This window comes from Achromobacter sp. ESBL13 (assembly GCF_036668755.1).
Lineage (GTDB): Bacteria > Pseudomonadota > Gammaproteobacteria > Burkholderiales > Burkholderiaceae_B > Achromobacter.
In genome coordinates this window covers 1,114,523-1,138,216 of sequence record NZ_JAZEVT010000001.1, presented here as the reverse complement: position 1 = coordinate 1,138,216, position 23,694 = coordinate 1,114,523, and the positions used below count along the sequence as shown (strand labels likewise).

18 protein-coding genes are annotated in these 23,694 nt (G+C 65.9%); 11 read left to right on the top strand and 7 right to left on the bottom strand.

Annotated features, from left to right (window positions below; genetic code table 11):
* Positions 1–246: 246 nt before the first annotated feature.
* A complete protein-coding gene (locus V6F88_RS05155) occupies positions 247–975 on the bottom strand; it encodes a FadR/GntR family transcriptional regulator (RefSeq protein ID WP_046807055.1) in 729 nt (242 codons plus the stop codon).
* A 294-nt stretch (positions 976–1,269) separates the two neighbouring features.
* Positions 1,270–2,184 (bottom strand): 5-dehydro-4-deoxyglucarate dehydratase, encoded by a 915-nt coding sequence (kdgD, locus tag V6F88_RS05150; RefSeq protein ID WP_046807056.1) that lies wholly within the window; start codon positions 2,182–2,184, stop codon positions 1,270–1,272.
* 274 nt (positions 2,185–2,458) lie between these two features.
* Between kdgD (V6F88_RS05150) and V6F88_RS05145 the strand changes: the two genes are divergently transcribed.
* The 5 genes from V6F88_RS05145 (at position 2,459) to V6F88_RS05125 (ending at position 9,766) form a co-directional block, all read left to right on the top strand.
* Positions 2,459–3,445: a Bug family tripartite tricarboxylate transporter substrate binding protein gene (locus V6F88_RS05145; protein WP_332608275.1), complete on the top strand. Its 987-nt coding sequence runs from the start codon at positions 2,459–2,461 to the stop codon at positions 3,443–3,445.
* Between the two features lie 225 nt (positions 3,446–3,670).
* A complete protein-coding gene (locus V6F88_RS05140) occupies positions 3,671–7,099 on the top strand; it encodes a response regulator (protein WP_332608936.1) in 3,429 nt (1,142 codons plus the stop codon).
* A gap of 35 nt (positions 7,100–7,134) precedes the next feature.
* Positions 7,135–7,974 (top strand): CheR family methyltransferase, encoded by an 840-nt coding sequence (locus V6F88_RS05135; protein ID WP_332608274.1) that lies wholly within the window; start codon positions 7,135–7,137, stop codon positions 7,972–7,974.
* Positions 7,971–8,597: a chemotaxis protein CheB gene (locus tag V6F88_RS05130; protein WP_332608273.1), complete on the top strand. Its 627-nt coding sequence runs from the start codon at positions 7,971–7,973 to the stop codon at positions 8,595–8,597. Before V6F88_RS05135 ends, V6F88_RS05130 begins: the two co-directional genes overlap by 4 nt.
* 20 nt (positions 8,598–8,617) lie before the next feature.
* Positions 8,618–9,766: a hybrid sensor histidine kinase/response regulator gene (locus V6F88_RS05125; protein WP_332608272.1), complete on the top strand. Its 1,149-nt coding sequence runs from the start codon at positions 8,618–8,620 to the stop codon at positions 9,764–9,766.
* Between the two features lie 50 nt (positions 9,767–9,816).
* Here V6F88_RS05125 and V6F88_RS05120 read toward each other — a convergent pair whose 3' ends face one another.
* From V6F88_RS05120 to kdgD (V6F88_RS05100), 5 genes are all read right to left on the bottom strand, one after another.
* A complete protein-coding gene (locus V6F88_RS05120) occupies positions 9,817–12,207 on the bottom strand; it encodes a TonB-dependent receptor (protein WP_332608271.1) in 2,391 nt (796 codons plus the stop codon).
* A 136-nt stretch (positions 12,208–12,343) separates the two neighbouring features.
* A complete protein-coding gene (locus tag V6F88_RS05115) occupies positions 12,344–13,339 on the bottom strand; it encodes a FecR family protein (RefSeq protein ID WP_332608270.1) in 996 nt (331 codons plus the stop codon).
* Entirely contained in the window at positions 13,336–13,947 is a 612-nt protein-coding gene (locus V6F88_RS05110) for a sigma-70 family RNA polymerase sigma factor (RefSeq protein WP_332608935.1), read from the bottom strand. The genes V6F88_RS05115 and V6F88_RS05110 overlap by 4 nt, the downstream gene beginning before the upstream one ends.
* 260 nt (positions 13,948–14,207) lie before the next feature.
* Complete coding sequence (locus V6F88_RS05105) at positions 14,208–15,791, bottom strand: aldehyde dehydrogenase (NADP(+)) (protein ID WP_332608269.1); 1,584 nt, start codon at positions 15,789–15,791, stop codon at positions 14,208–14,210.
* Positions 15,792–15,853: 62 nt separating this feature from the next.
* Entirely contained in the window at positions 15,854–16,768 is a 915-nt protein-coding gene (kdgD, locus tag V6F88_RS05100) for a 5-dehydro-4-deoxyglucarate dehydratase (protein ID WP_332608268.1), read from the bottom strand.
* Between the two features lie 249 nt (positions 16,769–17,017).
* Between kdgD (V6F88_RS05100) and garD the strand changes: the two genes are divergently transcribed.
* From garD to V6F88_RS05070, 6 genes are all read left to right on the top strand, one after another.
* Positions 17,018–18,601, top strand: a complete 1,584-nt coding sequence (gene garD / locus V6F88_RS05095; RefSeq protein WP_332608267.1) for a galactarate dehydratase — start codon at positions 17,018–17,020, stop codon at positions 18,599–18,601.
* Positions 18,602–18,681: 80 nt separating this feature from the next.
* Positions 18,682–19,731 (top strand): SMP-30/gluconolactonase/LRE family protein, encoded by a 1,050-nt coding sequence (locus tag V6F88_RS05090; RefSeq protein ID WP_332608266.1) that lies wholly within the window; start codon positions 18,682–18,684, stop codon positions 19,729–19,731.
* A 120-nt stretch (positions 19,732–19,851) separates the two neighbouring features.
* The gene (locus V6F88_RS05085; protein WP_332608265.1) at positions 19,852–20,856 is read left to right on the top strand and encodes a Bug family tripartite tricarboxylate transporter substrate binding protein; all 1,005 of its coding nucleotides are present in this window, start codon (positions 19,852–19,854) and stop codon (positions 20,854–20,856) included.
* A gap of 134 nt (positions 20,857–20,990) precedes the next feature.
* The gene (locus V6F88_RS05080) at positions 20,991–21,329 is read left to right on the top strand and encodes a hypothetical protein (protein ID WP_332608264.1); all 339 of its coding nucleotides are present in this window, start codon (positions 20,991–20,993) and stop codon (positions 21,327–21,329) included.
* Between the two features lie 140 nt (positions 21,330–21,469).
* Positions 21,470–22,435: a helix-turn-helix transcriptional regulator gene (locus V6F88_RS05075; RefSeq protein ID WP_332608263.1), complete on the top strand. Its 966-nt coding sequence runs from the start codon at positions 21,470–21,472 to the stop codon at positions 22,433–22,435.
* A gap of 133 nt (positions 22,436–22,568) precedes the next feature.
* On the top strand, positions 22,569–23,663 hold the full coding sequence (locus V6F88_RS05070) for a cyclic nucleotide-binding domain-containing protein (protein WP_332608262.1): 1,095 nt from the start codon (positions 22,569–22,571) through the stop codon (positions 23,661–23,663).
* The last annotated feature ends 31 nt before the right edge of the window (positions 23,664–23,694 follow it).

The following is a 23,694-nucleotide window of genomic DNA, read 5'->3' as shown; positions in this document are numbered from 1 at the left end:
GTCGTGTAGCGCTGGAACGTCGTGCGTAGAGATAGGATCGGACTCATCGGCGGTACTTGTACAACGAGGGTCATAACGAAAGTCATGCTTGGGCGGGCGCTTTGGCCGGTAACCCGGCATGAGCTCAATCCCTCAAGTCATGAGACGTATGATGGCAGCTGTCATACAAGCTAGCAAGTAAGGGGATTCCCGTAATTCCGCGCCGGGCGGTGACGAATCCGGCACGGTTTCCCCTGGCAAGCCGGCTTATTGGGCGGGCGCCTGCGACAGCAGCTTGCGGTATCGGGCGATGCTGTCGCCCAGATGGCGGGCCATGGCGGCGCGCGCGGCGCCGGGGTCGCGGCGCATGATGGCGGTGAGGATGGCCTCGTGTTCGCGCACGTTGCGGGTTTCGTAGGTTTCCAGTTCTTCGGGGGTCTTGCCGCCGTGCTTGATGTTCAAGTCCAGCATGACGTCGCGCACCGCTGCGCGCAGCAGCGCGGGAAAGTGCGGGTTGTTGGACGCCTTGGCAATGGACAGGTGGAATTCGTAGTCGGCCTTGACGGCGGCTTCCATGTCGCGCGTGGCGCGGTTGAACGCGTCGAACGCTTCCACGATGCCGCTCAGGTCCGAGGCGCTGCGGCGCTCGGCCGCCAGGCCACAGGCTTCAACCTCAAGCCCGGCGCGCAACTCCATGATATGCAGTGCCCAGCGCGGGTCGGTAGCCGGTTCGATGACGAAGTCGATGGGCTTTTCGCGATCTTCCGTGACGAACACGCCGATCCCCGGCTTGCTGACCAGCCGACCACTCAGGCGCATCGACGCGACCGCCTCGCGGATGACCGTGCGGCTGACGTTGAATTCGTCGCACAGCGCATGTTCCGACGGCAGCTTGTCGCCGGCGCGATAGGTGCGGGCGTCCAGGCGCTTGTTCAGTTCCTGGATAACCACGTCTGTCAGGCGCGAACGCTGGCGGGGCCGGGCGGGAGTTTCCATCGTCTCTCTTATAGGGGTGGGGCGGTTGCTGCGGGCTTTATGCCCGCGTCCGGAGCCGCAAGTGTACGCTTTCCGGGCATCGCGCCGGCTTGTACAAAGACGCGATCAAGGCGCGAAATAAGGCGCTTCCACGGCAACGCCATGGCCGTACCTTCATTCAAAAGCCCGCCTGTATGACAACATACAGGCCCAGCAAACGGCAATGCATCTTTGCGAGGTAGGCGTAAGCAAAAAAAACGCCCTCGAACCAGAGGGCGTTCTGCTCAGCCAAGCGGCTGGAATTTTGCTGCGCGTTTACTGCGGGCCAAGCTTCTTGATCAGGGCGTTGAGCATTTCCAGCTCTTCGCCGGTCAGGTCAGTCAGCGGGGCGCGCACGGGGCCGGCGTCGTGGCCGACCAGCTTGGCGCCGGCCTTGACGATGCTGACGGCGTAGCCGGCCTTGCGGTTGCGGATTTCAAGGTAAGGCAGGAAGAAGTCATCCAGCAAGCGGTTGGTGGTGTCCGAGTCGCCGGCGGCAATGGCGCGGTAGAAATCCATGGCGGTCTTGGGCACGAAGTTGAAGACGGCCGACGAATACACCGGCACGCCCAGCGCGCGGTAGGCGGCGGCATAGACTTCGGCGGTGGGCAGCCCGCCCAGGTACGAAAAGCGGTCGCCCATCTTGCGGCGGATGCGCACCATGGCTTCGATGTCGCCAATGCCGTCCTTGAAACCGACCAGGTTGGGGCAGCGTTCGGCCAGGCGTTCCAGGCTGTCGGCCGACAGGCGGGATTGGGCGCGGTTGTAGACGATGACGCCGATCTTGATGGACTTGCAGACTTCTTCCACGTGCGCGGCGATGCCGTCTTGCGAGGCTTCGGTCAGGTAGTGGGGCAGCAGCAGGATGCCCTTGGCGCCCTGGCGCTCGGCTTCTTGTGCGTAGGCGATGGCGGTGCGGGTGGGGCCACCGGCGCCGGCCAGGATCGGCACCTTGCCGGCGCAGGTTTGCACGGCGGTGCGGATGACATCGGAATATTCCTGGGGCGCCAGGGAGAAGAACTCGCCGGTGCCGCCCGCGGCAAACAGCGCGGTGGCGCCGTACGGGGCCAGCCATTCCAGGCGCGCGGCATAGGTCTTGGCGTTGAAATCGCCGTTCTGGTCAAAGTCCGTCACGGGGAAGGACAGCAAACCTTCCGATACGATTTCTTTGAGTTCCTGGGGAGTCGTCATGCCTGTCATCCAATAAAAAGGAGGGGAGTAGAACCGTGGGACGGCCTGGAAAAATCCCTGGCCTGGAGTAGATGTATGTCATCGTACAACATATAACCGGTTTAATGCAACGGCAGCATGGATTCGACGTCGCCCCTATGAAACACCGCCCGGCAAGGCGCAACGAATTCGGAATTACCCTAGATTGAAACCCGGTCCGCCGTCGAAGTATTCTCCTTTTTCCATAAGTCGTACGACAACGTACAAGACTAGACGACCCCTAAGGAGACAAGCTTTGAAGGCAATTCCCCTGCTGCGCCGCACGTTCGCCGCTTTGGCGCTGACCACCCTGGCCGCCGCGTCAGCCCATGCCGCCGACGATTGGCCACGCGCCAAGCCGATCACCCTGGTGGTGCCGTTTGCAGCGGGTGGCACGTCGGACATTCTTGGCCGTTTGATCGCGCAGGAACTGGGCGCCAGCCTGAGCCAGACCGTACTGGTGGAAAACAAGGGTGGCGCGGGCGGTGTATTAGGGGCCGACGCCGTGGCCCGCGCCAAGCCGGACGGCTACACGCTGCTGCTGGGCACCATCGCCACGCACGCCATCAACCCGTCGCTGTTGCCGGGCATCAACTACAACGCCGCCCGCGATTTTGCCCCGGTGATTTTGTTGGGCAGCATTTCCAACGTGCTGCTTGTGGGGGCGAACCAACCGTACAAGACCGTGCAGGACGTCGTGGCGGCGGGCAAGGCCAACCCCGACACCATCGCTTTCGGCTCGGCCGGGCAGGGCACGTCGCAGCATCTGTCCGGCGAAGTCTTCAAGCAGTTGACGGGCGCGCACCTGACGCACGTGCCGTACCGGGGCAGCGCGCCGGCCATTCAGGATTTGATCGGCGGTCAGATTCCCAGCTCGTTCGAAACCGCGCTGGTTGCCTTGCCCTATGTCCAAAGCGGCAAGGTACGCGCGCTGGCCGTCACGTCCGCCAAGCGCACCGAGGTCATGCCCGATGTGCCGACCATGCAGGAGGCGGGTGTCGCGGGCTTTGACGTAAGCAGCTGGCAGGCGATCTACGCGCCCGCCAACACGCCGCCCGCTGTGGTTGACCGGTTGAACCAGACCATTGCCGGCATCATCGCCAAGCCCGAAGTCAGCGCCAAGATGAAGGCCCTGGGCCTGGCCTACACGCCCAACACGCCCGCGCAGTTCACCGCTTTCCAGAGCGGCGAACAGGCCAAATGGGCCAAGATCATCGCCGACGGCAAGCTGCGGGTTCAGTAAGGGAATCCGGCGGCAAAGCGGTGACGCGGGGCGTAGTGGCGGCCCGCGTTTTGCCGCGCGGGCAGGCTGGACGGTTTCAGCACTGTTCCACATTTTGAGACGCGTTCAAAACAGGTATAGTCCAGCGCTTAAGGCCGTTAGCCACGACCGCGCCTCGTTCATGATCTGGGGCCGCCGCGTCGTCGGGCAGCGGCGCTCGCCCCTACCTTGAACCGCCCCGCTACCATGCCGAAATCGTCGTCGCAGCCTGCCAACCGTTCTGCCTTTCCCCGGACTTTGTTGGTCGGATTCCTGACGGCCGCGCTTGCCACTTTGGTCATCGCCTTCGTCAATGTGCGGTCGACCGACAGCCGCACCGAAGCCGTCAAGGCGATGGACCGCAGCACGGAAACGTTGCGCCAGCTCAGCCTGTTCAATTCGGCGGTCAAGGATGCCGAGATCGGCCAGCGCGGTTATCTGCTTACGGGCGAACTGCCTTACCTGCAACCGTATTTGCGCGCGCTGCCGCTAATTGAACAGCGGCTGGCCGTGATCAAGGCCGCCACCTCCGACGACCCGGCGCAGCGCCGCATCGTCAACGATATCGAAGGCATCACCCGCCAGAAGCTTGAAGAGCTAAGCGAAACCATCGACATGCGAAAGGCCGGCAACACGGAAGGCGCCATGGCCCTGGTGCGCACCGACGCGGGCAAGGAAGCGATGGACCGCCTGCGCGACCTGGTCAGCGATCTGTACGCGCGGCAGATGGAAGATCTGGCCGGCGGGCGGGACGCCTGGGCAACGGCCGCGGCCACGTCGGCCTACTACTCGTGGGGCGGTTCGATCCTGCTGTTGTTCCTGATCGCGTTGTCCGCCGGCATGACGGTGCGCGAGTATCAGGCCAAGGCGCGGCAGTCATGGGTCACTACCGGCTTGTCGGGTCTCAGCGTGCGTTTGCAGGGCGACCTGCGCCTGGATGAAATCGGCAAGCGTTCGCTGGATTACCTGGCCGAATACCTGGGCGCCGAGGTGGGCGCGGGCTACGTGCTGGATCGCGCTACCGGTGAACTTGAACTGTTCGGCGGGTTCGCCTTGCCGCCCGAGCGGCTGGCGCGCAAGATCCTGCCGGCCGAAGGGCTGGCCGGCCAGGCCGCCATGTCGCGCCGCCTGCTGCACGTGCGCGACGTGCCGGCGGGCCACCTGGAAGTCGCGTCCGCCGTGGGCCGGTCCAACCCGGCCGAGCTGGTGCTGGCGCCCGCCATGATGAATGGCCGTGTCTACGCGGTGATCGAACTGGGCTTTAACCATCCGGTGGGTGAAGATGAACGCGGCCTGCTGGAAGGCGCGTCGGAAATGCTGGCCTCGGCGATCCGTTCCGGCCAGGACCGTACCCGCCTGGAAGCGCTGCTGGAAGAAACCCAGCGCCAGGCCGAAGAGTTGCAAACCCAGCAGGAAGAACTGCGCGTCAGCAACGAAGAACTTGAACAGCAAAGCCGCATCCTGCAAGAGTCGCAGGCACGCATGGAATTGCAGCAGACCGAGCTCGAGCAAACCAATACCAACCTGGAAGCGCAAACCGAACAGCTGCTGCGGGTGCAGGGCGCGCTGACCGAGAAGGCCCGCCAGCTGACGCAGGCCAGCCAATTCAAGAGCGAATTCCTGGCCAACATGAGCCACGAGCTGCGCACGCCGCTTAATTCCACGCTGATCCTGGCCAAGCTGCTGTCGGACAACAAGCCCGGTAACCTCAGCACCGAACAGGTCAAGTACGCGCAAACCATCTACGCCGCCGGCAGCGACCTGCTGACGCTGATCAACGACATCCTGGACCTGGCCAAGATCGAGGCCGGGCAGGCCACGATGGAAGTCGAGCCGGTCACCATCGCCTCAACGCTGCAACGCTTGATGGAACCCCTGCGGCCGATGGCGCTGGAAAAGGGCCTGGCGCTGGAACTGGATATCGAGCCCGCCGTGCCGCAGTCGATGCACACCGACCCCAAGCGTCTGGGCCAGGTGCTGAAGAACCTGTTGTCGAACGCGCTGAAATTCACCGAGCGCGGCACGGTGGCGTTGCGCGTCTCGCGCACGGCACGCGACCGCCTGCTTTTTGCGGTGCACGACACCGGCATCGGCGTGCCGGCCGAGCAGCAGGAACTGATCTTCGAGGCGTTCCGGCAGGCGGACGGCAGCACGCACCGCAAGTACGGCGGTACGGGCCTGGGGCTGTCGATCTCGCGCGATCTGGCCGAACTGCTGGGCGGCAAACTGACCGTGGCCAGCACGCCGGGGCAGGGCAGCGTGTTCACGCTGGAAGTGCCCGTGCGCCTGGAAAACGCGCCGCCGCCCGCGCCAACGCGTAGCAGCGTGGCGCCGTTTCCGCGCGTCGCCAAACCGGTGTATGCCGCGGTCGAAACGCGGCAGTCGCAGCCGACCGCCAAGACGCCCGATGCGCCGGCGCCCGCCCGCGACGGCGGCGACGCCGAGCCGGAACGCAGCATTCTGGTCATCGAGGACGACGAGCGCTTTGCCGGCATTCTTGCCGACCTGGCGCGCGAAATGGGCTTTGGTTGCCTGACGGCGCATACCGCCGCCGATGGCCTGGAACTGGCAACGCAAAAGCGGCCCAACGCCATCGTGCTGGACGTGAACCTGCCTGATTTTTCTGGCCTGGGCGTGCTGGACCAACTGAAACGCAACCCGCAGACGCGTCACATCCCCGTGCATGTGGTGTCGGTGGCGGACTACGCGCAGGAAGCCATGGGGCGCGGCGCGGTCGGCTATGCCCTGAAGCCCGTCAAGCGCGAAGAGCTGGTTGAAGCCTTGCGCCGCCTGGAAGCCAAGTTCACGCAACACGTGCGCCGTGTGCTGGTGGTGGAAGACGACGACCGCCAGCGCGAAAGCGTGCGTCAGTTGCTGGCGCGCAACGATGTTGAGATCGTGCCCGCCGCCACCGCCGCCGCTGCCCTGGAACTGCTGCGCGCCACCACGTTCGATTGCGTGGTGATGGACTTGAACCTGCCCGACATCAGCGGCTATGAATTGCTGGAGCAGATGGCCGAGCAGGAAAGCGTGTCGTTTCCGCCGGTCATCGTGTACACGGGCCGTGCGCTGTCGCGCGATGAAGAGCAGCACCTGCGCCGCTTCTCCAAGTCGATCATCATCAAGGATGCGCGTTCGCCCGAGCGCCTGCTGGACGAAGTGACGCTGTTCCTGCATCAGGTTGAAGCCGAACTGCCGCCCGAGCATCGCCAGATGCTGGAGCTGGCCCGCAGCCGCGATTCCACGCTGGAGGGCCGCACGGTGCTGGTCGTGGAAGATGACGTGCGCAACGTGTTCGCGCTGTCCAGCATTCTTGAGCCCACCGGCCTGCGCGTGGAAATCGCCCGCAACGGCCGCGAGGCGCTGGACGTGCTGGAGCGCGCCGGCACGGACGGCATCGCCGCGATTGACCTGGTGCTGATGGACATCATGATGCCGGAAATGGATGGGTACACGGCGATGCGCCACATCCGCAACCGGCCGGAATGGCGGCGCCTGCCGATCATTGCGTTGACCGCCAAGGCCATGAAGGACGACCAGGAGAAATGCCTGGCGGCCGGCGCCAACGACTACATCGCCAAGCCCCTGGATGTTGAACGCTTGCTGTCCCTGGTGCGCGTCTGGATGCGCAGCTAACGCCGCGTCCGCGCTTTTTTACGCTGAACACCACCATGCCTGCCTCTGCCAAAGCGCGTATTGCCGACATCGAGCAGCGTCTGCTGCTTGATGCGATCTACCATCATTACCACTATGATTTTCGCGAGTACGCGCAGGCGTCCCTGAAGCGGCGGCTGCACACTGCGCTGACGCAGTTCGGTTGCAAAACGCTATCGCAGTTGCAAGACCGCGTGCTGCATGAACCGGCGGTTTTCACCGCGCTGTTGCAGTTCCTGACCGTGCAGGTCAGCGACATGTTTCGCGATCCGGGCTATTTTCAGGCGCTGCGCACCGAGGTCATTCCCATCCTGCGCACCTATCCGTCGATCAAGGTGTGGGTGGCCGGATGCAGCGCCGGCGAAGAAGTCTATTCGCTGGCCATCCTGTTGGCCGAAGAGGGGCTGCTGGACCGCGCGCTGATCTACGCCACCGACATCAACCCGCATGCGTTGCGCGCCGCCGAGCAAGGCGTGTTCGACCTGGACCGCGTGGCGGCGTTTTCCAGCAACCACGCACGCTCGGGCGGGCTGAGCTCGTTGTCTGACTACTACACGGCTCGATACGGGCGGGTAGTGTTCGACAAGCGCCTGCGCGAGCACATGGTGTTTTCCGATCACAGCCTGGCCACCGACAGCGTCTTTGCCGAGGTGCACTTGATATCGTGTCGCAACGTGCTTATTTACTTCGAGCGCGACCTGCAAAACCGCGCACTGGGCCTGTTCCACGAAGCCCTAGTGCACCGCGGCTTTCTCGGCCTGGGCTCGCGCGAATCCCTGCGGTTCACGGGGCAGGCCGACAACTTTGACGACTTTGTGCTTGAAGAACGCATCTATCGTAAAAAGGCCGGGCTGTGAGCGGGGACGCGCCGACCCAGCCGGCAACGGTGGCGAATGCGTCCGCGGGCCCGTGGGACGCCATCGTCATCGGCGGTTCGTCCGGCGCCATTGACGCGCTGAGCGTACTGATTCCGGCTTTGCCTGCGCGCCTGTGCGCGGCCGTGATCGTTGTGCTGCATCTGCCGCGCGACCGTCGCAGCCTGCTGGTGGATATTTTTCGTGAACGCTGCGCCTTGCCCGTGCTGGAGGCGGAAGATCAGCTTTGGATCCAGCCGGGTCATCTGTACTTCGCGGCGCCGGATTACCACCTGCTGGTGGACCAGGGGCCGCGATTGGCGTTGTCGGTAGGCGCGCCCGTGTATTTTTCACGGCCGTCGATTGACGTCTTGTTTGAATCGGCTGCTGACTGCTATGGCGACCGGCTGATGGGCATCCTGCTTTCCGGCGCGAACGAAGACGGCGCGCAGGGCCTTGCTGCCATCCAAGCCGCCGGCGGACGCACCGTGGTGCAGTTGCCGTCGTCCGCCTCGATGCCCACCATGCCGCAAGCGGCGTTGGCCAGGCTGGCGGTGGACGAGCCGCTGGCCCCCGACGAGATCGCCGCCATGCTTGCCCGATTGCCGACGCAGCGCGTGCTGTAACCCTAAACCGCTTTGACACCATGTTCCTGACATCTGCCAAACCGCAAGAAGAAAGAACCAAATGCCTGCTCGTCGACGACGTTCCCGAAAACCTGATCGCGCTGGAAGCGCTGCTGCAAAATGAAAAGATCCAGGTGCTCAAGGCCCAATCCGGCCCCGAAGCGCTTGAACTGCTGCTGAACCACGGTGACGTGGCGCTGGCGCTGCTGGACGTGCAGATGCCCGACATGAACGGCTTCGAGCTGGCCGAACTGATCCGGGGCAGCGAACGTACCCGCCATATTCCGCTGATCTTCATCACCGCCGGTTCGCGGGAACAAAACTGGCAGTTTCGCGGCTACGAAAGCGGCGCCGTGGACTTTCTGTACAAGCCCGTCGACCCGCACATGCTGCGCATGAAGGCAAACGTGTTCTTTGAACTGCACGAGCGCAAGCGCGCGCTGGCGCAGCAGCTGGAAGAACGCACCGAAGCCTTGCGCATCAACGAGATGTTCATGGCCGTGTTAAGCCATGACCTGCGCACGCCCTTGCAGTCGATCGTGATGGGCGCGTCCTTGCTACAGCGGCAAAACGACCCCGGCCGCGTCAGCGGCCTGGCCCAGCGCATGTTGCAAAGCAGCGAACGCATGGCGCGGCTGATCGAGGACCTGCTTGACGTTACCCGCATCCGGCAGGCGGGCGGCTTGACGCTGGCCTTGGCGCAACAGCGCATGGATACGCTGGTGCGCCGCACGGTGGACGAAGCGCAGACCGGCCGGCCCGACCGGCAGATCGAATGCGAATGCGTGGGCGACATGGCGGGCGTCTGGGACGGCGACCGCCTGTGCCAGGTGTTTGCCAACCTGATCGGCAACGCCCTGCATCATGGCGACCGCGACATCCCGGTGCATGTGCACGCCGATGGCACGGTGGCCGACCGGCTCACGGTCACGGTCAGCAACGGCGGCACCATAGCGCCGGCTTTGCTGCCGCATTTGTTCAACCCGTTTCGCAGCGGCGAGCGTCGGGCCGACAGCCACAACGGCCTGGGCCTGGGCTTGTTCATCGCGCAGCAGATCGTGCTGAGCCATCACGGCCGCATCGGCGCCGAATCGCGCAACGGCGTGACGCGCTTCCGGGTGGATCTGCCGCGCGATAGCCGGCGCGAGGCGCTGGCGAACCCGGCGTAGATCAAACCCGGCGTAGATCGAACCCGGCGTGGGTCAGGTCCCGGCGCAGATCAGAACTCGGCCGAGACCGACAGCAGCACCGTGCGCGGTGCGCCCACGGTCAGGCCTTCCCGAGCGGCCGACTGCCAGTAGTTCTTGTTGAACACGTTCTCCACCGTTGCCCGCACCACCATCGGCGTGCCGCTGGCGTTGAACGCGTAGCGCGCGCCCAGATCAAAGCGCGTCCACCCCGGGATAGTCTGCGTGTTGCCCACGTCGACATACTGCTGGCTGGTGCGCAACATGCGCGCCGTGACGGTCAGGCCGGGCAGGAAAGGCGTGTCCCATTCCGCTGCCGCGTTGAACTGAAAGCGCGGCACGGCGGGCGCCCAGTTGCCGTCATTGGCGCCGCCTTCGGTGCGCGTCAGGCGCGCGTCGGTATAGGCCACGCCGCCCAGCAATCGGACGCCCGGCGCGGCGTCGCCTTGCACCAACCATTCCAGCCCGCGATTGCGCTGCTGGCCGTTGGATACGTAGCGGCGGGTGCCGGGGTCCAGGAAACTGCTGGGCTTCTCGATCTGGAATGCGCTTAGTGTCGTGGAGAATTCGCCGAAGTCGTATTTGCCGCCCACTTCGATCTGCTTGGCAATTTCCGGGTCAAACATTTCACCCGCATTGACCGCGCCTTCGGGCGCGGTGCCGCCCTGGCTCAAGCCTTCGATGTAGTTGCCGTACAGCGACAGCCGCTGGGTGGGGCGCACGGTCAGCGCGAAGGCGGGTGTGAGGGCCGACTTGGCGTATTCAGACGTGCTGCGCCCGGTGGCGGCGTCAAAGTTGGTGGATTCGATACGCTGGTGCCGAAAGCCGGCAATGACCTGCACGCGGTCATCCAGGAACGAGATCTTGTCCGCCAACGCCACGCTGTACAGGCGCGACTCGCTGGTCTTGGGCAAGTCGCCCGGCCGCGCGATGTCGGGCTTGGGCAGGTCAGCCGGGTCGTACAGGTTTGAAAACACCGTGCGCGAACGGATGCGGGCCGATGAGTAATCGATGTCCAGCGCGCTGGCGCTGATGGATGGTTCATGCTTGATGGCGCCAGTGTTGAAGCGCCCGCGCAGACCCACTTCGCCCGTCTTGCTAAGCAGGTTTTCGTTCAGCCGTGCAGGCACGGCGCCGATGTCGCCGTTACCGTCCAGCATCAACCAGCTGGTTTGCAGGCTTTCAAAGTCGTGCTTGCGCGCGCCGATGGCGCCATACACCGTCCAGTCGGGCGTCAGGTCGTATTCGGCGCGCAGTGCGCCCGACCATTCCTTGGTCTTCCAATAGGTCCACGACGGAAAAAAGTTGCGGCGTGCGTCGGGCGCCGGGCCGATGCCCACGCCGGTCGACGGTGGGAACAGCAAGCCGCTGCGCGCGTCGGTGGTGCGGTTCTGGTAGTTGATGTCGCCGTCCAGCCGGAAGCGTTCGCCCTGGTAATCCAGGCCCAGCGCTACCGCGCCCAGGTTTTCCTTGGAGCCGTCTTGCGGCAGGTCGCCACCGCTGCCGGCCACGTTCAGGCGAACGCCGAATTGCTGGGTGTCGCCATAGCGGCGCGCCAGGTCGGCGTGCGCGCCGAACTGCGAGTCGCCGATGTAGTTGACGGTGTAGCGGTTAAGCGGCTCGGGGCCGGCGCGTTTGGGCACCAGGTTGATCGCGCCGCCCACCGAACCGTAAGGCGCCATGCCGTTAAGCAAGGCGTTGGGGCCGCGCAGCACTTCCACGCGCTCCACCCCGATCAGCGAACTGGCGTTGCGCGGCGACACGCCGTACAAGCCGTTAAACGACACGTCGTAGTTGAACAGGGTGAAGCCGCGAATGTTGAACTCATCGCGCCCGGCGCCGCGTGAATAGGTGTTGCGCACAGACGGGTCGTTGACCAGTACGTCGCCGATGTTCTGCGCCTGCTGGTCCTCGATCAGCTTGGACGTGTATTGCGTGGCGCTGAACGGGGTGTCCATGTCGCTCATGTTGCCCAGCAGGCCGACGCGGCCGCCGCTTGCCACCTGGCCGCCTGCGTAGGCGGGGGGCAGGCCGGTGTCCAGCGCGCTGCCGGTCACGGTGACGGCTTCCAGTGTGGTGGCGCCGGCCGCGGGCAACGCGGACAGCCGGAACTGGTTGGGCGCCTCGCGCGTGGCGCGCAGGCCGGTGCCCGCCAGGGCCTGGTCCAACGCATCGCCGCGCGTGTAGCGGCCGTGCACGCCGCCGCTCTGGCGGCCGGCCAGCAGGTCTGGCGGCGCCGCCAGCAAGATGCCGGTTTCGTTGGCCAGCCGGGTCAGCACCTGGCCCACCGGCGCGGCGGGGATGTCGAAGGACAGCAAGTCAGTGGCGGGCGCGGACTGCGCATGCAGGCTTGGCGCCCAGGGAGCGAAGACGGCGGCGATGGCCAGCGCCAGCGTGGGCGCGGAAGGAAAGCGGTGGGACATGACGGAAACCTGTGCGCTCGTGCGAAGGATCAATAAAGGAAGCGGGTGGACGGGCAACGAAACGGACGTTGCCAGAACCCTTGCTTCCTAAATCGAACGACGCATCGAAATGCGGAACCGCTTGGCAAGATATTCTTCAGGCATCGCGCGCTTCGATGCTGATCCACCAGGGCAGTGGGCGTTGCAGGCGGATGGGCAGCACCGAGGCCAGCATGGTCAGCGCCCGGTCCACATCGTTCAACGGATAGCTGCCGAAGACGGGCAGGTGGCCCAGCACGGGCGACAGGCCCAGGTGGCCCGGGTGGTAGCGGCGCAGTTCGGCCACCACGTCGGACAGCGGCGTGCCGTTGGCCAGCAGCAGGCCCTGGCGCCAGCTTTCGCGGGCGGGGTCGGCGGGCATCAACGGCTGTATGGCGTCGGCCGTAAAACGTGCCTGCTGGCCTGCGTTGACGACCTCGCAGGCGTCCGAGCGCAACAGGTTGACGCGCACCGCGCCGTCATACACCGCGACCAGCGTGCCCGCATCGCCCTGGCTGACCGAGAAGCGCGTGCCCAGGGCTTGCAAGCGGCCTTGGCCAGTTTCCACGAAGAAGGGCCTGAGCGGGTCCTTGGCGGTATCGATCAGAATTTCGCCGGCCGCCAGTTGCAGACGTCGTTCGGTGTTGTTGTACGCCACGTTGAACGCGCTTAGCGCATTGATCCAGACCGTGGTGCCGTCCGCCAGTGTCACCCGCCGGGTTACGCCCACGCCCGCCTGGTAGTCGTTGCCCCATAGCGTGGCCAACGCGGACAAGGGCGTCCGGCGCCAGGCGGTCCAACCGATCCACGACAGCCCCAGCGTGCCGGCGAGACCCAGCAGGACCTGGCGGCGACGGCGCGGCGCATCGGTGCGCGCCTGGCGAAACGCCGATACGGCAGCGTGGCGGTCAGGGCTGGATTGCAAGGGGGTGAAACGGCGGTCGATACGTTCAACATAGCTCCACGCTTGCCGCTGTTCAGCGCCCCGTTCCATCCATTGCCGCCATTGCTGCTGCTCGGCGGCCGACGCCTGCCCGGTGCGCAGCCGCGCGTACCATTCGGCGGCTTCTTCCATGACGCGGTGCGACGGTTCGACGGATGCCACGGCCGTCATGGTGCTGTGCGTGTTGCGAGTGCTGCGGGTGTTGCGGGTGCTGCGGGTGCTGTGCGTGTTGCGGGCGCCGCGGCGGGGGCAGGGGCCGCAGCGCCCTCATCCGGTAGCCCGGCGGCCAGGCGCGCTTCCAGCTTCATGCAGCACAGCATGGCGCGCGCCACGTACTTGCGCACCATGCGCGGCGACACGTTCAGCGTTGCCGCGACTTCGTTGTCGGTCATTTCACACGCCACCGCCATGACGAACGCGTGCGCGACCTTGGGCGGCAGTTCACGCAGCATGGTGTCGATTTCGCCCAGCGCCTCCAGGACCATGGCCTGGTCTTCGGCGGACGAAACGGTGGGTTCGGGTTGGGTGGCCAGCGCGTCCAGCCACGCTTGTTCCAGACTGCGGCGGCGCCACAGGTCCACGCACATGCCGTTGGCCATCTTGCGCAGATAGCTGCGTGCTTGCTGCGGGCTGTCGAAGTGGCAGGGGCGGGTCAACAGGCGCACGAAGGCGTCGTGAGCCAGGTCGGCCGCATCGGCCGCGTTGCCCAGACGCCAGTTCACCCAGGCCAGCAACCAGTGATGATGGTTGCCGTACAGGTGTTCGAAGTCCGTGGACAAAGGGGGTGCAGCGCTCAAGGATCCCGCCCGCTCGCGACAGGTGCCTGCATTAATGCTAATGCGAACACTTATCAATTATTTACCGAGCGCAGATTATTGCGCGGCGCCGGGCGGCTTGGCAACTCGGGCAAAAACCAGTGTGGCGCGGGGGCGTCATGGCCCCGCTATTGAACCCCGATCACCGGCCCGGACCTGCGGCCCGGACCCGCGGCAACCCGCGCGCCGCGTTGCGCGGGCGCGGGCTGCCGTTCTTTGCTTGCTCAAGCCGGCGTCAGCACCCCGTCGACCATGCGAGCGATCGACAAGGGGTTGGCGCGCTTGACGCCGTCGGGCAGCAGCGCGTCGGGCAGGTCCTGATAGCAGACCGGGCGCAGGAAGCGGCGGATTGCCGTGGCGCCCACCGACGTGGAAGACGGATTGGACGTGGCTGGGAACGGGCCGCCGTGCACCATGGCGTGGCTGACTTCGACGCCGGTGGGATAGCCGTTGGCCAGGATGCGGCCGGCCTTGCGTTCCAGCACGGGCAACAAGGACTTGGCCTGAGACACGTCGGCATCGTCCACGAACAGCGTCGCGGTCAACTGACCTTCCAGGTGCTCGGCCACGGCCGTCATCTGGGCGACGTCGCGGCAGCCCACCACCAGCGAGGCGGGGCCGAACACTTCGGCTTCCAGTTCGCGCGATGCCAGGAAGCGGTCGGCTTCGGTGCCGAATACCACCGCGCCCGCCGCGTTGGAGGCCGGCTTGGACGCTTCGCCCCGGCCCAGGGTGGCCACGTTGGCGTGCTTGGCCAGCGCATCGGCGCCTTCCTGGTAAGCCGCGAAGATGCCCGGGGTCAACATGGTGGCCGCGCCTTTGGCGGTGACCGCCTCGGCGGCCGCCTTGCGGAAGCGGTCCAGCGCCGGGCCTTCCACGCCCACGACCAGGCCGGGGTTGGTGCAGAACTGGCCCACGCCCATGGCCAGCGAATCCACGAAGCCCTTGGCGATGGCTTCGGCGCGCGCTTCCAAAGCGGCCGGCATCAGGAACACGGGGTTGATGCTGGACATTTCGGCGTACACGGGAATCGGCACGGGGCGGGCGTTGGCGGCGGCGACCAGCGCCAGGCCACCACGGCGCGAGCCCGTGAAGCCGACGGCGGCAATGGCCGGGTGCGACACCAACGCGGTGCCGATTTCGCTGCCGGCGCCAAACAGCAACGAGAACGTGCCTTCGGGCAAACCGTGCTTGGCGACGGCGGCCTGGATCACTCGGCCCACCATTTCCGAGGCGCCGGGGTGCGCGTTGTGCGCCTTGACGATGACGGGGCAGCCGGCTGCCAGCGCCGAAGCGGTGTCGCCGCCCGCTACCGAGAAGGCCAGCGGGAAGTTGCTGGCGCCGAACACGGCGACGGGACCCAGGGCCACGTTGGCCAGGCGCAAGTCGGCGCGCGGCAGCGGCTGGCGTTCGGGTTGTGCGGGGTCGATCGTGGCGTCCAGGAAGTAGCCGTCGCGCACGACTCGCGCAAACAGGCGCAACTGGCCCACGGTGCGGCCACGTTCGCCTTGCAGGCGGGCCACGGGCAGGCCGGTTTCCAGGTGCGTGCGTTCAATCAGTGCGTCGCCCAGCGCCAGGATGCCTTCGGCGATGCTTTCCAGAAACTGCGCGCGGGTTTCCAGCGGGGCGGCACGGTAAGGGTCAAAGGCGGCGCGGGCCAGCTCGGCGGCGCGCGCGACGTCGTCGGACGAGCCGGCAGGGAAGGCCGGTTCCAGGCGTTCGCCCGTGGCCGGGTTGATGGCGTATTGCGCGGCGCCCGCGCCCAGGACGGGGGTCGAGCCGATCAGCATTTGGCCGGTCAGTGTCATGAGGAATTCTCCGAAAAAAACGCCCCCGAATCCGGGGGCTGATTGCAGTTCAGTGCGGCCGTTTACTGCGGGCCAAGCTTCTTGATCAGGGCGTTGAGCATTTCCAGCTCATCGCCGGTCAGGTCGGTCAGCGGCGCGCGCACGGGGCCAGCGTCGTGGCCGACCAGCTTGGCGCCGGCCTTGACGATGCTGACCGCGTAGCCGGCCTTGCGGTTGCGGATTTCAAGGTAAGGCAGGAAGAAGTCATCCAGCAAACGGTTGGTGGTGTCCGAGTCGCCGGCGGCAATGGCGCGGTAGAAATCCATGGCGGTCTTGGGCACGAAGTTGAAGACGGCCGACGAATACACCGGCACGCCCAGCGCGCGGTAGGCGGCGGCATAGACTTCGGCGGTGGGCAGCCCGCCCAGGTACGAAAAGCGGTCGCCCATCTTGCGGCGGATGCGCACCATGGCTTCGATGTCGCCAATGCCGTCCTTGAAACCGACCAGGTTGGGGCAGCGTTCGGCCAGGCGTTCCAGGCTGTCGGCCGACAGGCGGGACTGGGCGCGGTTGTAGACGATGACGCCGATCTTGATGGACTTGCAGACTTGTTCCACGTGCGCGGCGATGCCGTCCTGCGACGCTTCGGTCAGGTAGTGCGGCAACAGCAAAATGCCCTTGGCGCCCTGGCGCTCGGCTTCTTGCGCGTAGGCGATGGCGGTGCGGGTGGGGCCGCCTGCGCCGGCCAGGATCGGCACCTTGCCGGCGCAGGTCTGCACGGCGGTGCGGATGACGTCGGAATATTCCTGGGGCGCCAGGGAGAAGAACTCGCCGGTGCCGCCCGCGGCAAACAGCGCGGTGGCGCCGTACGGGGCCAGCCATTCCAGGCGCGCGGCATAGGTCTTGGCGTTGAAATCGCCGTTCTGGTCAAAGTCCGTCACGGGGAAGGACAGCAAACCTTCCGAAACAATTTCCTTGAGTTCCTGCGGGGTGGTCATAGCGCGGTCGTCCGGTGGGGTCGCGGCAGCGTGCTAAAGCGGGCTTGCCACGAGGGGGCGGTGGTGAAAAGGTAAGTCATCGTACAACACGTTTTCAGCCGATTCAAGGGCGCCCGCTCTATGGTTTCACTTGTAGACAAGGGGAAACCCGAAATTTATTTTTGACCGTGTTCAAGGATATTCTCACGGTTGTACGATAACGTTTCTGGATGCCGGGCCCGCCTGCATCCCCATGCAAAAGGACTTTTCATGCAGGTTGCGCAACCCCAGGCGCCCGTGCTCATCAAGATACACGCGGATGACAACGTGGCCATCGTCGCCAATGAAGGCGGCTTGCCCGCCGGCACGGTGCTGCCCGATGGATTGCAGTTGGTGGACGCCGTGCCGCAAGGGCACAAGGTCGCGTTGCGCGATCTGGCCGAGGGCGATGCCGTGGTCCGCTACAACGTGGTGGTCGGTTACGCGGCCAAGCCCTTGCCGCGCGGCAGTTGGGTGAATGAACGCGTGACCACCATGCCGTCGGCGCGCACCTTGGAAGACCTGCCGGTGGGCACGCGCGTTACACCGCTGCCGCCGCTGGAAGGCTATACGTTCGAAGGCTATCGCAATGCCGACGGCACTGTCGGCACGCGCAACATCCTGGCCATCAGCACCACCGTGCAATGCGTGCAGGGCGTGGTCGAACACGCCGTGGCGCGCATCCGCCAGGAACTGCTGCCGCGCTATCCCAATGTGGACGACGTGGTCGGCATTGAACACACCTACGGTTGCGGCGTGGCCATTGACGCGCCGGGCGCCGCCATTCCCATCCGCACGCTGCACAACATTGCACGCAACCCCAACTTTGGCGGCACGTCCATGGTGGTCAGCCTGGGTTGCGAAAAGCTGCAACCGGAACGCTTGCTGGCGCCCAACGCCATCCCCATTCGCGCGGGCGAGGGCATGGGCAAAAGCGGCGATGACGCCGAACGCGTGGACACCATCGTCTTGCAAGACGAGGAAAACGTGGGCTTTCAGTCGATGATCGACTTGATCATGCGCACGGCCGAACGCCACTTGCAAAAGCTGAACGCGCGCCGCCGCGAAACCTGCCCCGTGTCGGACCTGACGGTGGGCGTGCAGTGTGGCGGCAGCGACGCGTTCTCGGGCGTTACGGCCAACCCCGCCGTGGGCTTCGCCACCGACCTGCTGGTGCGCGCGGGCGGCACCGTGATGTTCTCGGAGAACACCGAAGTGCGCGACGGCATCGACCAGCTGACCGCGCGCGCCGCCACGCCGGAAGTGGCCGACGCGCTGGTGCGCGAGATGGCCTGGTACGACGACTACCTGCAACGTGGCATGGCGGATCGCAGCGCCAACACCAGCCCGGGCAACAAGAAAGGCGGCTTGTCGAACATCGTGGAAAAGGCGATGGGGTCCATTGTGAAGTCGGGCTCGTCGCCGATTCATGGCGTGCTGTCGCCCGGCAACCGCCTGACGCAAAAGGGCCTGATCTTTGCCGCCACGCCCGCCAGCGATTTCATCTGCGGCACGCTGCAACTGGCCGCCGGCATGAACCTGCATATCTTCACCACCGGGCGCGGCACGCCTTACGGCCTGGCGCAAGTGCCGGTGATCAAGGTGGCCACGCGCGACAGCCTGGCGCGGCGCTGGCATGACCTGATGGACGTCAACGCGGGCCGCATCGCCACCGGCCAGGCCACGATTGAAGACGTGGGTTGGGAACTGTTCCGCCTGATGCTGGACGTGGCCAGCGGCCGCCAGCAGACCTGTGCGGAAAAGCTCAAGCTGCATAACGCCCTGGCGTTGTTCAACCCTGGGCCCGTGACATGACGCGTCGCTGATCCGGGTTAGCGCCGGATCATCCACTGGACCGCATTGCCATCGCACTACACCGACAAGAGGAGACACCGATGGAGCATGCCCCCTTGGCCCAACCCGGCCGCCGCCGACTGCTGGGCGCCGCATTGGCGTTGGGACCGGCCGCGCTGGCCCAGGCGCAGTCGTTCAACTTCACGCCGCAGCAGCGTTACCCCGACCCGTCAGTGCGCATCCTGGACCCGGAGTTTTCCAAATACCGCATTTACAGCAGCAGCGTCGAGCAACTGGCCAGCGGCTTCCGTTGGCTGGAAGGCCCCGTCTGGGTGGGCGATGGCCGCTATCTGCTGGTGTCCGACATCCCGAATGACCGCATCCTGCGCTGGGACGAAACCACCGGCGCGATCAGCGTGTTTCGCCAACCGGCCAATTTCAGCAACGGATTGGCGCGTGACCGCCAGGGCCGCCTGCTGGCCTGCGAGCACCTGACGCGCCGCGTCACGCGCACCGAATACGACGGGTCCATCACCGTGCTGGCCGATGGCTATGACGGCAAGCGGCTGAATTCGCCCAACGACATCGTCTGCCAGCGCAACGGCGTCATCTGGTTTACCGATCCGCCGTTCGGTATCGGCGGGCATTGGGAAGGCGACAAGGCAAAGCCGGAACTGCCGCACGGCGTTTACCGCATCGACCCGGCCAATGGCCGTGTGACGCGCGCGCTGGACGACCTGGCCGGCCCCAATGGCCTGTGCTTTTCGCCGGACGAAAAGATACTGTACGTGGTCGAGTCGCGCCATCAACCGAACCGCGTCGTGTGGGCCTTTGACGTGGGCGCGGACGGTGCGCTGTCGGGCAAGCGCGTCCATATCGACGCGCAAGGCCCCGGCGCCATCGACGGCATCAAGTGCGACGAAGACGGCAACCTGTGGTGCGGCTGGGGCAGCAATGGCGCGCCCAATGCCAAATCGGAAGAGTTGGACGGCGTGATGGTGTTCAACCCCGCCGGCAAGCCCATCGGCCATATCCGGCTGCCCGAACGCTGCGCCAACCTGTGCTTTGGCGGCGCCAAGCGCAACCGCCTGTTCATGGCCAGCAGCCATTCGTTGTACGCCCTGTACGTGGAAACGCGCGGGGCGGCCTGAGGACAGCGGGCCTGATCGCAGGCCAATGAAAGCAGGCCACTTTGATCTTCGTGCGCGGCGACGCAAGCGGGGCGCCGCGCCAGTTTTACCCAAGAACACCTCAAACAGTGTGGAGACAGCATGAACGTAAGCAAGAGACATTTCCTGGGCGGCGCCGCGGCGCTATGCCTGTCGCCGCTGGTGCCGGCATGGGCGCAGCAAGCCGGCGCCGCTGCCGGCGGCAATGCGGCGAACTGGCCCACGCGGCCGGTGCGCATCATCGTGCCTTACCCGCCCGGGGGGTCGTCGGACATCATCGCGCGCATCCTGGCGCCGCGCCTGTCCGACGCGCTCAAGCAGACGGTGGTCGTTGAAAACAAGCCCGGCGCCAACGGCAACCTGGGCGCGGGCCTGGTGGTGCAATCGGCGGCCGAAGGGCACACCGTGTTGCTGTGCGATGTGGGCGCGCTGGCGATCAGCCCGTCCGTGTACACGAAGCTGTCGTTCGACCCGTCCAAGGACCTGCGCGCCGTCAGCATGCTGGCGTATTCGCCGCACGTGCTGGCCGTGCATCCCGACGTGCCGGCCAAGACGGTTCAGGAACTGGTGGACCTGTCGAAAAAGCAGCGCCTGAACTTTGCCGTGACGGCGATCGGCAGCGCGCCGCACCTGGCGGCCGTCGCCGTGCAGCAAGCCACCGGGGCGCAATGGGAATACGTGCCGTACAAGGGCGGCTCGCAGGCGGTCACCGACACCATCGGCGGCCAGACCCAGATCATCATGAACGGCCTGTTGGCCACGTTGCCGCACATCAAGGCCGGCAAGCTGCGCCCCATCGCCATTTCCAAGGGCGAACGCATGCAGCTCGTGCCCGATATCCCGACCATTTCCGAACAGGGCGTGAAGGGCTTTGAATCGGGCACGTGGCAAGGCGTGATGGCGCCCGTGACCACCACGGACCCGGTGGCCGAACGCCTGGCCGTGCTGCTGGCGCAGATCGTCAACCAGCCCGACGTGAAGGCGCAATTGAACGAGCAGGGCGCCGAGATCGTGACGCGCAACCCCGCCGAGCTGACGCAGTTCTTCAACAGCGAACGCGCGCGTTGGGCCAAGGTCGTGAAAAGCGCGGACATCCGCCTGGATTGATGCGGGGGCAGGCGCGGGCTGGGCAGACGTGCGCGCTGCACGGACTGCACCGATCCCACGTGTTGCGAAGGCGGGGCGGATGGGCGCACACTCGTGCCAGGCTTGCCCCGAATTCGTCATCCTCTGGAGCCGCGATGAAAGCCCTGATCCTGGCCGCGTCCCTGGCGCTGGCGGCTGGCCCCGCGTCGGCGCGGGACGGCGTGCCCAGCGTCCCGCAACCGCCCGCGTCCGCGCGCACCTTGCCCGATACGTGCCTGGGCACGTCATGCCCGAAGACGGTGGACCCGAACCGCAGCGGGCAACCCTGCCTGGGCACGTCTTGTGGCGGCACCCGCTACCCACAACCCGGCTCACGCACGACTCCCGCCAACCCGCCGTGGAGCGGTCCGGCGCAGCCGAAATTGCCGCCGATGCCGTCGCGTTCCGGCCAGCCCGTGGGGCCATTGACGCCCGGCCCCGTGTTACCGCGTTAGTGTCGATGACACACGCGGTGCCACCATGTTGAAAAAATGCGTGACGATACTTGTTGCGCGGCAACATGGCCTGTTATCTTCCCGCCGATAACAAGATTGTTGCGTTTCTTTGCACCGGTCGCGACCCTGGGGAACCATCCATGCCTGCCCGCCAACGCCTTATGTCCGCGCCCGCCCCAGGGCCTGAACCCTTCCTGCTGGCAGCCGCCGCGCCCATTCCCGCGCCGTCCACCGACGCCCTGGGATGTTTGGCCAGCAAGCTGGTCATCAACCAGCATTTCGAAGGCGGCGGGCTGACGTTCTATCGCAAACGCACCAACAACGACCGCTTTGGCACCGTGGAGACGCCCGCGTCCGACCGGGGTTTTCTGGTGGGCGTGGCGATGCAGGGTGGCCACCGCCGCCGCATCCTGCAAGGCCCGCACGCCGCCGCCCACGATTTCGACATCGGCTCGGTCTACATCCGCGATTTCAACGATGACTACCGCGCGGATCTGTCCGGCGGTTTTGATTTCGTGCTGATCGAATTGCCACGCGCCTTCATTGAACGCGTCAATGATGAAAAAGGCGGCCCGCGTGTCAGCAGCCTGCTGCCGCGTACCGGCAAGGGCGACCCCGTGCTGGCAAATCTGTCGCAAGTATTGACGACGGTGCTGGCGCAGCCCGCGCCGGCCAACAGCTTGTTTGTGGAGCACCTGAGCCTGACGATCGGCGCGCACCTGTTGTCGCACTACGGCGCCGGCGCCACCACCGGCTGGGCGCCCGCGGGGGGCACGCGCGTGCTCTCGCGCAAGCTGGAAGCGCGCGCCAAGGACATGCTGCTTTCGACCTTGCGCGAAGACCTGTCCATGACGGATATCGCCGAAGCCTGCAACCTGTCGCGCAGCTACTTCATCAAGGCCTTCCGCCAGACGGTGGGCACCACGCCGCACCGCTGGCTGCTGGAACAACGCGTGCAAAAGGCACAGGAATTGCTGCGTGTGCCGGGTCAGTCGATTACCGACGTGGCGCTGCTGTGCGGTTTTGCGGACCAGGCCCATATGACGCGCGTGTTCACCAGTGTGGTGGGCGTGTCGCCCGGCGCCTGGCGCAAGGTGCACGCCTAGGGCGCTTGCCCCTTGTGCGATCATTGCTCTTTCGTACAAAGCAACACCCAAGTACGCAAGACCCACCGGCAGCCCGAAGCTATCTTGATAGCGTATCTTGCCGCTTTCTTCGGACTTCCCGGACGTGAACCTCATGAATCGCCCAGCCATCGATCTTGCCTGCCGTCCGCCGGACTTGCCGGCCTTGCATGCGCAGGCGTTTCCCATGCTGACCGCCGACCAGATCGCGCGCGCCGCGCCGTACGGCCAGCCCATGTGGGCGCCGTGCGGCAGCGTGCTGCTGCAAAGCGGCAGCCAGGAGGCCGCCTTTCACATTCTGCTGCAAGGCACGGTTGAAGTGCTTGAGTGCGAGCCCGATGGCGCCATGCAAAGCCTGCTGGTGCATCGCGATGGCGAATTCACCGGCAGCCTGGACCTGTTCACCGACCGCCCCAATGCGGTCACGGCGCGCGCCGCGTCGGACAGCCGGCTGCTGCGCCTGTCGCGCGAAGCCCTGGCGCGGCTGCTGTTGGCCGAACCGGCGCTGGCCGACATCGTGCTGCGGGCGTTCATGCTGCGTCGTATCAGCTATTTGCGCCAACGCCCGTATGGCGGCGCGATCCTGCGGTCGGCCATGGGGGTGGGGCGGGTGGACCCGGTGCTGGATCTGGCGGTTATCGGTGGTGGTCCGGCCGGCTTGGCGGCTGCGGCCTATGCGGCGTCAGAGGGGCTGCACACGCTGCTGGTGGGCGGTTCCCTGTGCGGGGCGCAAGCGCCCGGCGCCTACGCCTTGCCCGCCTTTCCGGGCACCATCACGGGCCTGTGCGACGGCGGGTTGCTGCGCCGCGCCGAAACGCAAAGCCGCCATTTTGGGTCGCACGTCATGCCGCAACGCCTGGCCACGGCGTTCGACAGCGCCAGCTATCCCTACCGCGTGTGGCTGGATGACCGCCAGGTAATCGAGGCGCGCAGCCTGATCGTGGCGACGGGCCTGGCCGAAGATGGATCGGGTCTGGGCAACACCGACTGGCTGGAAGGCTGCCTGGACACCGATGGCCGGGGCCGTATCCACACCGGCCGCGCCGCCGCCGGGTCCATGCAGGCGCGCGCCTATGAAAGCTCGCAGCCCGGCGTGTTCGCGGCCGGCGCGGTGCGCGCCGGCTGTGTCCCGCAAGTGCTGGCGGGCATCGCCGAGGGCGCGGCCGCGGTGCGTGTCGTGCACCGCTTCCTGGACGCCTCGGCGCATTGAACCGGCGGGTCGGCCGGCTGCGGCTTGCGCC

Excerpts from the sequence above, each read along its gene's own strand:
- V6F88_RS05155 (WP_046807055.1), bottom strand. The coding sequence starts at position 975 with ATGGAAACTCCCGCCCGGCCCCGCCAGCGTTCGCGCCTGACAGACGTG.
- kdgD (WP_046807056.1), bottom strand. The coding sequence starts at position 2,184 with ATGACGACTCCCCAGGAACTCAAAGAAATCGTATCGGAAGGTTTGCTG.
- V6F88_RS05140 (WP_332608936.1), top strand. The coding sequence starts at position 3,671 with ATGCCGAAATCGTCGTCGCAGCCTGCCAACCGTTCTGCCTTTCCCCGG.
- V6F88_RS05135 (WP_332608274.1), top strand. The coding sequence starts at position 7,135 with ATGCCTGCCTCTGCCAAAGCGCGTATTGCCGACATCGAGCAGCGTCTG.
- V6F88_RS05125 (WP_332608272.1), top strand. The coding sequence starts at position 8,618 with ATGTTCCTGACATCTGCCAAACCGCAAGAAGAAAGAACCAAATGCCTG.
- V6F88_RS05120 (WP_332608271.1), bottom strand. The coding sequence starts at position 12,207 with ATGTCCCACCGCTTTCCTTCCGCGCCCACGCTGGCGCTGGCCATCGCC.
- V6F88_RS05115 (WP_332608270.1), bottom strand. The coding sequence starts at position 13,339 with ATGACGGCCGTGGCATCCGTCGAACCGTCGCACCGCGTCATGGAAGAA.
- V6F88_RS05105 (WP_332608269.1), bottom strand. The coding sequence starts at position 15,791 with ATGACACTGACCGGCCAAATGCTGATCGGCTCGACCCCCGTCCTGGGC.
- kdgD (WP_332608268.1), bottom strand. The coding sequence starts at position 16,768 with ATGACCACCCCGCAGGAACTCAAGGAAATTGTTTCGGAAGGTTTGCTG.
- garD (WP_332608267.1), top strand. The coding sequence starts at position 17,018 with ATGCAGGTTGCGCAACCCCAGGCGCCCGTGCTCATCAAGATACACGCG.
- V6F88_RS05090 (WP_332608266.1), top strand. The coding sequence starts at position 18,682 with ATGGAGCATGCCCCCTTGGCCCAACCCGGCCGCCGCCGACTGCTGGGC.
- V6F88_RS05085 (WP_332608265.1), top strand. The coding sequence starts at position 19,852 with ATGAACGTAAGCAAGAGACATTTCCTGGGCGGCGCCGCGGCGCTATGC.
- V6F88_RS05080 (WP_332608264.1), top strand. The coding sequence starts at position 20,991 with ATGAAAGCCCTGATCCTGGCCGCGTCCCTGGCGCTGGCGGCTGGCCCC.
- V6F88_RS05075 (WP_332608263.1), top strand. The coding sequence starts at position 21,470 with ATGCCTGCCCGCCAACGCCTTATGTCCGCGCCCGCCCCAGGGCCTGAA.
- V6F88_RS05070 (WP_332608262.1), top strand. The coding sequence starts at position 22,569 with ATGAATCGCCCAGCCATCGATCTTGCCTGCCGTCCGCCGGACTTGCCG.